This window comes from Quadrisphaera sp. DVD1, assembly GCF_058932755.1.
The window spans coordinates 1-2,806 of sequence record NZ_JBZYWI010000232.1 but is presented as its reverse complement, the minus strand read 5'-3'; the positions used below and the strand labels follow the sequence as shown (position 1 = coordinate 2,806).

The following is a 2,806-nucleotide window of genomic DNA, read 5'->3' as shown; positions in this document are numbered from 1 at the left end:
GCGCGCCTCGGCCGAGACCACGGCGGTGAGCTGGTCGGAGGCCTCGGCGTGCGCCTCGGCCGCCACCTCCACCTGGTGCTCGAGCTCCTCGACCTCGGCGCGCAGGGCGCTGGCGCGCTCCGCGGCGCTCGCGGACGAGGCGGGGGAGCCGGGGGTGGGGTCGGCGGCCGCCGGGGCGGCGGGCAGCGCGAGCGGGGCCGTCAGGGCCAGGGCGAGGGCACCGGTGAGGAGGGCGGCCGCCAGCCCGCGCAGGGGCCGGCGCCGGGCCGGGGGCTGCGCGCGGTCGTCCACCCCGCGGGCATCGGCGCCCGGGCGCCCGACCTTGACCCCCGGGGGAGCACGGGTCAGCGCGGGTCAGCGGCGGGTGAGGCGCCTCATCAGCGGCTGGACCTCCTCGACGTGCAGCAGCCGCAGCGCGGCGCCGTAGACGGCGACGACCACCGTCCCGGCCACGACGGCGACCGCGAGGCCGCCGGGACGGCCGGAGTCGAGCAGGCCGTCCATCGGCACCGCGACCGCGAGACCGGCCAGCGCGGCGGCCAGGCCGGCCACGGCGAGGCGCACGTGGGTGCGCAGGACGCGACGGCCGTCCAGGGAGCCGAGCCGGCGGTGCAGCCGGACGGCCGCGAAGGAGGCCCCGGCCACCTGGCCGCAGACCATCGCGGCGGCGACGCCGACGACGCGGTCCTCCGGGGCCAGGAGCAGGCCCGCGAGGAGCGCTCCGGCGGCCCAGACCGCGGTGGCGACGCACTGCACGAGGAAGGGGGTGCGGGCGTCCTCGAACGCGTAGAAGGCGCGCTGCAGCAGGTACGAGGCGCTGAACGGCACGAGCGCGAGGGCCATCGCCGCGATGACCCGGCCGACCGCGCGGCCCTGCTCGGGGTCGGTGCCCGCGATGACCACGCCGGCCGCGCCCGACAGCACCAGCAGGCCCGCCGAGGCCAGCACGCTCGCCACGCCGATGGTCCGCGCGCCGCTGGAGACGTCGGCGCGGACCGCCGCGACGTCGCCGGCCACGGCGGCGCGGCTCATGCGCGTGAACAGCGCCGTGACGACCGAGACCGCGACGAGGGAGTGCGGGAGCATGAAGGCGAGGTAGGCCAGGCCCCACGCGGCGTACCCCGGGGCGCTGGGGTACCGCTCGGCGTCGACGGAGGCCGAGACGTTCGTCACGGCCAGGAAGCCGACCTGGCCCACGACGAGGGCGGCGAAGGTCCAGCCGGCGGTGCGCCCGGCGCTGCGCAGGCCCATCCCGCGCAGGCCGAAGCGGGGCCGCAGCCGCACCCCCGCGCGGCGCAGCGGCACGAGCAGCACGAGCGCCTGCGCCGCGACGCCGAGGGTGGCGGTGCCGGCGAGCAGGGCGACCTGGCCGCCGCTCCACGCCTGGGGCGCCACCGCGGTGCTCGTCGTCCCCTGGGTGCCGAAGGCGAGGACGAAGGCGCCGAGGCCCACCAGCGCGACGACGTTGTTGACCACGGGCGCCCACATGTACGGGCCGAAGCTGCCGCGGGCGTTGAGCACCTGGCCCAGCAGCGTGTAGAGGGCGTAGAAGAAGACCTGCGGCAGGCACCAGGCGGCGAAGGCGACGGTGAGGGCGCGCTGGGGGCCGGAGTAGTCGTTGGCGACCGCCCACACGATCGCCGGCGCGGCGAGGACGAGGACGGCGGTGACGGCGGCGAAGAAGAGCACCGCGGCGGTGACGAGGCGGTCGAGGTACTCCGCACCGCCGTCCGGGCGCGCCATCGCCCGCACCACCTGCGGCACGAGGACGGCGTTGAGCACCCCTCCGGCGATGAGCAGGTAGAGGTTGTTCGGGACGGTGTTCGCGTAGCCGAAGGCGTTGGCCACCGGCAGGGTGCCGCCGATGACGGCCACGAGGACGCCGGCGCGCACCAGGCCCAGCACGCGGGAGAGCGCCGTCCCGGCCGCCATCACCGAGCTCGAGCGCAGCAGGGAGCCGCCGCGCGCGGCGGTGGCTCCGGTCGGCGTCGGCGTCTCAGCCACGGGGGGCTCCTCCTGGGTCGGCGGGCTGCTCGGGGGCGGCGGCGTGCGTGCGTCCGCCTGCGCGGCCCCGGCGGACGGTGCGCACGAGGCCGGCCACGAGCACCACGCCGAGGAGCACCGCGACGGCCGTGACGCCGCGCCCCTCCCAGTCCGCGCGCACCCGGACCTCCAGCGGCACCGGGCGGCCGAGGCTCACGCCGTCGGGCGTGGTGACGAGCACGTCGAGCTCGGTGTCGCCGCTGGCGACCGCCCGCACCGGCAGCTCCACGCGCTGGGCGCCGGCCCCGGCCGCCAGGACGACCTCGACCGGGTCCTCGGGGACCAGGCGCAGGCTCGACGAGCGCAGCGACACGACCACCCGGACGTCCTGGTCCAGGGTGTTCTCCAGCGTCACCGGCAGCACCACCTGCGAGGCGATCACCGTCACGGCGCTGCCGGGCACCACGGCGACCCCGGCGTCGACCGCGCCGGCCGCCGCGGAGTAGGACGCCAGCTGCTGGCGCCAGGCCTCGAGGTCCGGGCGCCAGGCGGAGGAGGTGGCCGCCACGGCCCCCTCCTCGGCCAGGCGCAGGCGCGGCTCGGGGTCGGTCAGCGCGCTGGCCACCTCCCTCACCCGGCCCAGGGCCCGCTGCGCCTGCTGCAGCCCGTCGGCCGGCAGGGCGCCGTCGGCGGGGGCCTCGTCGGGCAGGCGCAGCTGGGCGGCGGCGGGCGTGGAGAGCAGGTCCGCCAGGGACTGCGCGCGCACCCACGGCGCGCCGCGCAGGGCGGCGAGCACGGACTGGGCCGCCGCGGGGGAGGGGTC

At 78.6% G+C, this 2,806-nt stretch carries 3 protein-coding genes; all 3 read right to left on the bottom strand.

Annotation, left to right across the window (positions count from 1 at the left end):
- Nucleotides 1–291, bottom strand: a 291-nt coding sequence (locus AC5FZL_RS16315; protein ID WP_493619929.1) for a hypothetical protein, incomplete at its 3' end; no start/stop codon positions are given.
- Between the two features lie 63 nt (nucleotides 292–354).
- Nucleotides 355–2,004: a murein biosynthesis integral membrane protein MurJ gene (murJ, locus tag AC5FZL_RS16310; RefSeq protein ID WP_493619928.1), complete on the bottom strand. Its 1,650-nt coding sequence runs from the start codon at nucleotides 2,002–2,004 to the stop codon at nucleotides 355–357.
- Nucleotides 1,997–2,806, bottom strand: an 810-nt coding sequence (locus AC5FZL_RS16305) for a DUF6049 family protein (RefSeq protein ID WP_493619927.1), incomplete at its 5' end; no start/stop codon positions are given. The genes AC5FZL_RS16305 and murJ, both read right to left, overlap by 8 nt.